Origin of the sequence: Streptomyces sp. NBC_00029 (assembly GCF_045160505.1) — a bacterium.
GTDB lineage: Bacteria > Actinomycetota > Actinomycetes > Streptomycetales > Streptomycetaceae > Streptomyces.
On the sequence record NZ_CP108292.1, the window covers coordinates 4,397,501 to 4,405,000 of the forward strand.

The 7,500-nt window shown below is 63.6% G+C and carries 6 protein-coding genes, 2 rRNA genes and 1 pseudogene (1 of these 9 running past the window's edge); 6 read left to right on the top strand and 3 right to left on the bottom strand.

Annotation, left to right across the window (positions count from 1 at the left end):
* Positions 1–536: 536 nt before the first annotated feature.
* Complete coding sequence (locus OG753_RS20605) at positions 537–1,169, bottom strand: hypothetical protein (protein WP_327263217.1); 633 nt, start codon at positions 1,167–1,169, stop codon at positions 537–539.
* 176 nt (positions 1,170–1,345) lie between these two features.
* Here OG753_RS20605 and OG753_RS20610 point away from each other — a divergent pair, with 176 nt between their 5' ends.
* From OG753_RS20610 to OG753_RS20635, 6 genes and pseudogenes are all read left to right on the top strand, one after another.
* Positions 1,346–1,729, top strand: a complete 384-nt coding sequence (locus OG753_RS20610) for a hypothetical protein (RefSeq protein ID WP_405789541.1) — start codon at positions 1,346–1,348, stop codon at positions 1,727–1,729.
* A 164-nt stretch (positions 1,730–1,893) separates the two neighbouring features.
* The gene (locus tag OG753_RS20615) at positions 1,894–2,478 is read left to right on the top strand and encodes a S1 RNA-binding domain-containing protein (RefSeq protein WP_327263219.1); all 585 of its coding nucleotides are present in this window, start codon (positions 1,894–1,896) and stop codon (positions 2,476–2,478) included.
* A complete protein-coding gene (locus OG753_RS20620; protein WP_405792741.1) occupies positions 2,459–2,977 on the top strand; it encodes a transposase in 519 nt (172 codons plus the stop codon). Before OG753_RS20615 ends, OG753_RS20620 begins: the two co-directional genes overlap by 20 nt.
* Positions 2,976–3,357 (top strand): annotated as a pseudogene (locus OG753_RS20625) (transposase family protein); the annotation flags it as partial. The gene OG753_RS20620 and the pseudogene OG753_RS20625, both read left to right, overlap by 2 nt.
* Before the next feature lie 285 nt (positions 3,358–3,642).
* Positions 3,643–4,164 carry a putative immunity protein gene (locus tag OG753_RS20630; protein ID WP_327263220.1) on the top strand — a complete coding sequence of 174 codons (522 nt, stop codon included), beginning with the start codon at positions 3,643–3,645 and terminating at the stop codon, positions 4,162–4,164.
* 40 nt (positions 4,165–4,204) lie between these two features.
* Positions 4,205–4,531 carry an ankyrin repeat domain-containing protein gene (locus OG753_RS20635; protein ID WP_405789543.1) on the top strand — a complete coding sequence of 109 codons (327 nt, stop codon included), beginning with the start codon at positions 4,205–4,207 and terminating at the stop codon, positions 4,529–4,531.
* Between the two features lie 49 nt (positions 4,532–4,580).
* On the opposite strand, the gene rrf is transcribed toward OG753_RS20635, so the two are convergent.
* Both rrf and OG753_RS20645 read right to left on the bottom strand, forming a co-directional pair.
* A 5S ribosomal RNA gene (gene rrf, locus OG753_RS20640) occupies positions 4,581–4,698 on the bottom strand.
* Positions 4,699–4,774: 76 nt separating this feature from the next.
* Positions 4,775–7,500, bottom strand: a 23S ribosomal RNA gene (locus OG753_RS20645) (it continues 396 nt past the right edge of the window).

Here is a 7,500-nt window from a genome sequence, read left to right on the forward strand (position 1 = left end):
TCCTCGAGAATCGAGTGCACCCCACATGGAATTGCGCTCCGTGGGAGGTGGGGCTGCCGAACTTGTCCAGTTCGAGGCAACCGTTTGACTCTACAACTCGGCCTGGGGGGTGTCAAAACGGCCGGGGCAGCGGCTGCGGGGGACCGGTGTGGGTGCCACGACCACACGATGCCTGCCCGTGCTGGGCGCCCACCGACCCGGTCACCGCGACGGCCCAAGACCTCCCGCCTCGCCACGTTGTCGGCGACGAGCGGTGCCACCGGAGCAGCACTGCCGGCGCCTGCCCTGCGGCGGCACCAGGAGCTCACGCTGGCGACCCGCTCGCCCTCGAGGGTCCAACCCGGCATCCGTGTCGCCGCGTACGTTGGCCGGCATCGCGCTGTCGCCCAAGTCCTGGTCTTCGACCACATCGATCCGGGCCGGGCTGCAGGCACATCGATCTGTGCTGGACCACCGGACCGGGCGAGAGCCAGTGATCAGCCCCTGGACTCTCCGCTTCGCCAGAACCGGCGTCGGCAACGACAAGTCGTGGAGGCTCAGCACCGCTGCTCGGGCCCGATGACCGAGAGTCCCATCTGCTCTGCGAGCCAGTGCACGTACGGCTCCCGCCTCTGGCGGCCGTTGACGATGGCGCTGCGGACGTGGACGAGGACGGTGTGGTCGTCGGCCGGTTCGTCGAATTCGCGCGTGCTCAGGTTGAGAAGGAGCGACACCCCGGCGTGCTTGAACTCCCCGTAGAGCCCCACATCGGGCGCATCCGGCCAGGACAGGTTCTCCCAGCGGATCCGGCCCATGTTCGAGCCGATCGCCGCCGTGAAGGCGTCCTCGATGCTGCCGACCGGCACGTCCCACATCTCCCACTCCACCGGCAGTCGGCCTTCGTACGCGGCCAGGTCGGCCGGCAGCCCAGGCCCCTGGACGCCGACGACCAGTGGGGGCTGGTCCTCATACGGCACCCCGTCGAATTCGCCGTACTCCTCGCGCCCCCGGCACCACCCCTCGGGCAGCTGCTTCGCCATCCGCTGCACCTCGGCGACGGAAGGGAGCTCTGCGTCCGCGGAGACCTCTGAGTACTCGCAGCGGCCGAACTCCATGAGCCGGCGCGCCGTACTCAGGGCGAGTACAGGGTCGGGGGTGCGAAAGACGGGATAGGCGATGTCGTTGGACATGCGGTGACTGTGCCATGGCTCGTCATCGCAGGTCATCGCATTTGCGGCCCGGTCGTACGCGCCCGTCGGGCCGTTCTTGAACACTTCCGGGCATGGGGCGCCTCCACCCAGGTGCGGCCGAGCGGATACTGCTACGGCAAGACCTTCGACGCGGGCCGAGGCCGAGGCTGATCATCTTGAGCGAATACAACATCCACGCCGGCCACCGGGGGCCGCAGGTCCCCGGGCTGACCCTCGCGGAGACCCTGTGGACCGACCTCGAAGCAGCCTTCGGCCTGAGCTTCTCCGGCAACGCCGGTGGGCAGTCCCCATCCTTCGTCTGGAGGGACTACCAGCGCTGGCTGAGCGTCTGGGTCGCGGTGCCGCCGGACCTGGACGAACCGGACCGCTCCCACCCGGCGCGGGTCACTGCCAATCAGCCGGACTCGGACGCCTGGGCCCACCGGGTCTTCGACGCCCTGGACGCAACGGGCCGGTACTCCCTGTTCATGATTGAGGATCACTGGGCCCTGGTCCGGACGAACTCGGAGCTGGCCCGCGCCCAATGGGAAGACCGCTGATCCCCCGACCCGCAGTCGAATGACCGGTGCTGCGACGTGAATGCGCGCACGTGGTCCCCAGAACTTTGTCCGGCTGATCATGGTCCGGGCTGCTCAGACATGGCGGGGGCTTCGGCTCGTCGAGGGCACGGTCGTCCCACGATGTCGTGTGCCAGGGTGGCGGTATGGATTGGCAGTCCGAGAGCCCGGAACTCTGGGCGTTCCTGGAGTCCCTGCAGCGCGGCGACATCCTGTCCGGGACCGTCGCGGCGATCGAGCGGTTCGGGGTCTTCGTGGCCTTGGACGACGGGCCTGCCCATCCGCTGTTCCCCGGTGTCGGGTTCATTGTCATCCCCGAACTGTCCTGGCGGCACATCGACGCTCCCACCGACGTCGTTCAGGTGGGCCGGCGTGTGTCGTGCGAGTTCCTCCAGTTCGACACCTACAACGCGGAGGCCAGACTGTCCTTGAAGGCACTGGAGCCCGACCCACTCCAGGCTTTCGCCGACCGCACAGTGGTGGGCCAGGAACTCCGCGGCACGGTTGTGAAGGTGCTTCCCTTCGGCACCTTCGTCGACCTCGGGGACGGGATTGCCGGGCTGGTCCCCTTCCGAGAAGTCCACGGCCGCCCTGCGGTGAGTCCGGTGGAAGACTTCGAGGTCGGAGAGAAGATCGCCGTCATCGTCACGGAGATCGACCCGCCAACTCGCCGGGTTCTCCTCTCCAGGCCAGAGGGTGGCCGGCCCGAAGGTGTCGTGCCGACCGGGTGATGCCGAGTGGAAACGGCTCCGGCTGTTCCTGCCGGTCAGCAGCGGGCGTTGTGGCAGGTGGCGGGATCACCGCCAGGTGATCGACGGGGTTCTGCACCCGGTGCGAACCGGGGTTCAGTGGCGCGACCTCCCCGAACGTTTCGGACCGTGGAAGACCATCGACGAACACCACCACCTGTGGTCGGCCGAGGGCACCGGGGAACGGCCGCTCCAGCAGGTGCAGGCGACGGCCGACGCGGCCGGTGAGACCGACTGGGACATCTCGGTGGACTCCACCAGACCCGGCACCGACGTCCGCTTCGAAAGGGGCTTGATGGGCAGAACACCAGACCCGATCGTCACCGCAGGCCAGCGAGACGACTGCACACACTTCCCACCGGTGTTGGAGAAGATGCGCATCCCCCGGATCGGGCCGGGAAGACCCCGCAAGAAGCCCGACAGCCGGCGGCAGACAAGGCTTACGGCTACGGCCCCAGCCGCGAATATCTGCGGCGACTAGCGCCCGCCGGGGCAGACCCTGGAGCCTGCCGCTGGCAGACAGGACACTGCTGGTCACGACGTACTGGCGCACGAACATGACGATGCGCCAACTTGCTCTGCTTTCGACATCTCCAAGCCGGCCGGCGGTCGGATCACCGACCACCTCGGTCCACTTCTGGCACTGCAGCCCCGGCCTCGCGTCGCAAGGGTGCCGTGCTCATCGTGGGCCCCTCGCTCCCACCCGCGATCACTCGGTGGCCGAGCAGTCGAAGAACCATCGGTACTCAACCCACCACCAGTTCGTCATCGACGCCGACACCCGCCTCGTCGTGGCCGTCGGCCGACCGGTGTCCGGCAGCAGGAACGACTACAAGGCGTGGGCCGAATCCGGCCCGAAAGGCCTGCCGCTGGACAACCGAGTGCTGCTGGCCACCTCGTACGTTGCATCGCCTTGCCTCTGCATCGGTTCGCCCGTGCTTCTCCCCCACAGCCGGCGCCTCAGGCGGGCGCGGACGGCAACCGTGCAGGCGCGACCAGCCTTCCGCCTCCGGGCCCGGCGCAATCGCCCCGGCCCAGCAGCACTCAACGAAACCCAGCACAATGGGAGTTCGGATGCACGGGTCGACCATGGCTCCTCGAAGCTCCGTACGCCGCCCGTGCATCGCAACCGCGCATGATGGGCGCATGGATGAAGTGACGATCACCGAGGAAGACCGTCGGCTGCTCGGGCTCTGGGCCGCCGATTGCGTCCAGCGCGCCCTCCCTCTCTTCGAGGCGAAGGCTCCCTCCGACACCCGGCCCCGTGAAGCGATCGAGGGCATCCGGGCGTACGTGGACGAGGGGAAGCGGACGGCGAAATTGCGTTCCCTCGCCTGGGCGGCCCAAGCAGCCGCACGCGACGTCGACGACCAGGCGGCCACGGCTGCTGCCCGCGCCGCGTGCCATGCAGCAGCGACCCCGTACATCCACCCGCTGGCCACCCCGCACCAGTCGAAGCACGTACTGGGGCCCGCCGTGTACGAAGCACTCGCCCATGAACTCGCCGCCGGCGGTGACACCGACGTCGGGGACGAGGAGATCCGCTGGGCGATCGAACACGCCCCGCCGGCCGTTCGTGAACTGCTGCGCCGGATGCCGGCCCGAAGTCCTGGCCGCAGCCGCCTGGACACCCTCTACTACGCCCTCGACACGGGCCTGCGCCGGTAATCACTGGCAGCTGGCGCCGGCTCGGCTGTTGGATGGCGTGATGAGTGACTACTGGTCGACTGCTCATCAGGCTGTGGAACACCAGGACGCCGAGACCTTGGCCCGGCTGCTGGCCGAAGGGGCCGATCCCGATGAGGTCTTCGGCAACATGACGTTGCTGACGCACGCGATCGACACCGAAGGCGATGGCGCCCTGCAGACCGGCGAACCCCTGACCGTCCACACCACCGCGGTCCTGCTGGCTTTCGGTGCCGACCCTCGGCTCGAGGCTCCGAACGGTCGCACGCCCATGGAGCAGGCGACCGTCTACGGTCACCACCTCGCGGTGAACCTGCTGCGCGCCCACATCAGCAGAAACTGCCCCTGAACGCAGAAAAGCCCCGCACCATAAGGTGCGGGGCTTTCCCACAATGATTGTTCGGCGGCGTCCTACTCTCCCACAGGGTCCCCCCTGCAGTACCATCGGCGCTGAAAGGCTTAGCTTCCGGGTTCGGAATGTAAACCGGGCGTTTCCCTAACGCTATGACCACCGAAACACTATGAAATTTGAACGCTGGTGTTTTCACAGCTGTTCGTTATTTCAGAACTAACACAGTGGACGCGAGCAACTGAGGACAAGCCCTCGGCCTATTAGTACCAGTCAGCTTCACCCGTTACCGGGCTTCCACATCTGGCCTATCAACCCAGTCGTCTACTGGGAGCCTTACCCTCTCAAGGAGGTGGGAATACTCATCTTGAAGCAGGCTTCCCGCTTAGATGCTTTCAGCGGTTATCCCTCCCGAACGTAGCCAACCAGCCATGCCCTTGGCAGGACAACTGGCACACCAGAGGTTCGTCCGTCCCGGTCCTCTCGTACTAGGGACAGCCCTTCTCAATATTCCTACGCGCACAGCGGATAGGGACCGAACTGTCTCACGACGTTCTAAACCCAGCTCGCGTACCGCTTTAATGGGCGAACAGCCCAACCCTTGGGACCGACTCCAGCCCCAGGATGCGACGAGCCGACATCGAGGTGCCAAACCATCCCGTCGATATGGACTCTTGGGGAAGATCAGCCTGTTATCCCCGGGGTACCTTTTATCCGTTGAGCGACGGCGCTTCCACAAGCCACCGCCGGATCACTAGTCCCGACTTTCGTCCCTGCTCGACCCGTCGGTCTCACAGTCAAGCTCCCTTGTGCACTTACACTCAACACCTGATTGCCAACCAGGCTGAGGGAACCTTTGGGCGCCTCCGTTACCCTTTGGGAGGCAACCGCCCCAGTTAAACTACCCATCAGACACTGTCCCTGATCCGGATCACGGACCGAGGTTAGACATCCAGCACGACCAGAGTGGTATTTCAACGGCGACTCCACAACCACTGGCGTGGCTGCTTCAAAGTCTCCCACCTATCCTACACAAGCCGAACCGAACACCAATATCAAACTGTAGTAAAGGTCCCGGGGTCTTTCCGTCCTGCTGCGCGAAACGAGCATCTTTACTCGTAGTGCAATTTCACCGGGCCTATGGTTGAGACAGTCGAGAAGTCGTTACGCCATTCGTGCAGGTCGGAACTTACCCGACAAGGAATTTCGCTACCTTAGGATGGTTATAGTTACCACCGCCGTTTACTGGCGCTTAAGTTCTCAGCTTCGCAACCCCGAAAGGTCACTAACCGGTCCCCTTAACGTTCCAGCACCGGGCAGGCGTCAGTCCGTATACATCGCCTTACGGCTTCGCACGGACCTGTGTTTTTAGTAAACAGTCGCTTCTCGCTGGTCTCTGCGGCCACCCCCAGCTCACGGAGCAAGTCCGATCACCAGTGATGGCCCCCTTCTCCCGAAGTTACGGGGGCATTTTGCCGAGTTCCTTAACCATAGTTCACCCGAACGCCTCGGTATTCTCTACCTGACCACCTGAGTCGGTTTAGGGTACGGGCCGCCATGAAACTCGCTAGAGGCTTTTCTCGACAGCATAGGATCATCCACTTCACCACAATCGGCTCGGCATCAGGTCTCAGCCTTAATGAGGGACGGATTTGCCTACCCCTCGGCCTACACCCTTACCCCGGGACTACCACCGCCCGGGCTGGACTACCTTCCTGCGTCACCCCATCGCTTACCTACTACCACCTTGGGTCAGCGGCTCCACCACTTTCCTTTCCCCGAAGGGTCCGGAACGGCTTCACGGCTTTAGCATTAGAGGATTCGATATTGGGCGTTTCAAAGCGGGTACCGGAATATCAACCGGTTGTCCATCGACTACGCCTGTCGGCCTCGCCTTAGGTCCCGACTTACCCTGGGCAGATCAGCTTGACCCAGGAACCCTTAGTCAATCGGCGCACACGTTTCTCACGTGTGTATCGCTACTCATGCCTGCATTCTCACTCGTGAACCGTCCACAACTAGCTTCCGCTGCTGCTTCACCCGGCACACGACGCTCCCCTACCCATCACAGCGGGCGTTGGCCCTATTGCTGCAATGACACGACTTCGGCGGTACGCTTGAGCCCCGCTACATTGTCGGCGCGGAATCACTTGACCAGTGAGCTATTACGCACTCTTTCAAGGGTGGCTGCTTCTAAGCCAACCTCCTGGTTGTCTCTGCGACTCCACATCCTTTCCCACTTAGCGTACGCTTAGGGGCCTTAGTCGATGCTCTGGGCTGTTTCCCTCTCGACCATGGAGCTTATCCCCCACAGTCTCACTGCCGTGCTCTCACTTACCGGCATTCGGAGTTTGGCTAAGGTCAGTAACCCGGTAGGGCCCATCGCCTATCCAGTGCTCTACCTCCGGCAAGAAACACACGACGCTGCACCTAAATGCATTTCGGGGAGAACCAGCTATCACGGAGTTTGATTGGCCTTTCACCCCTAACCACAGGTCATCCCCCAGGTTTTCAACCCTGGTGGGTTCGGTCCTCCACGAAGTCTTACCTCCGCTTCAACCTGCCCATGGCTAGATCACTCCGCTTCGGGTCTAGAGCGTGCAACTCAATCGCCCTATTCGGACTCGCTTTCGCTACGGCTTCCCCACACGGGTTAACCTCGCTACACACCGCTAACTCGCAGGCTCATTCTTCAAAAGGCACGCAGTCACGACCCATTGGGTAAACCCAATGAGCGACGCTCCCACGGCTTGTAGGCACACGGTTTCAGGTACTATTTCACTCCGCTCCCGCGGTACTTTTCACCATTCCCTCACGGTACTATCCGCTATCGGTCACCAGGGAATATTTAGGCTTAGCGGGTGGTCCCGCCAGATTCACACGGGATTTCTCGGGCCCCGTGCTACTTGGGAGATTCTTAAGCAAGCCGCTGATGTTTCGTCTACGGGGGTCTTACCCTCTACGCCGGA

Excerpts from the sequence above, each read along its gene's own strand:
- OG753_RS20605 (WP_327263217.1), bottom strand. The coding sequence starts at position 1,169 with ATGTCCAACGACATCGCCTATCCCGTCTTTCGCACCCCCGACCCTGTA.
- OG753_RS20615 (WP_327263219.1), top strand. The coding sequence starts at position 1,894 with ATGGATTGGCAGTCCGAGAGCCCGGAACTCTGGGCGTTCCTGGAGTCC.
- OG753_RS20630 (WP_327263220.1), top strand. The coding sequence starts at position 3,643 with ATGGATGAAGTGACGATCACCGAGGAAGACCGTCGGCTGCTCGGGCTC.
- OG753_RS20635 (WP_405789543.1), top strand. The coding sequence starts at position 4,205 with ATGAGTGACTACTGGTCGACTGCTCATCAGGCTGTGGAACACCAGGAC.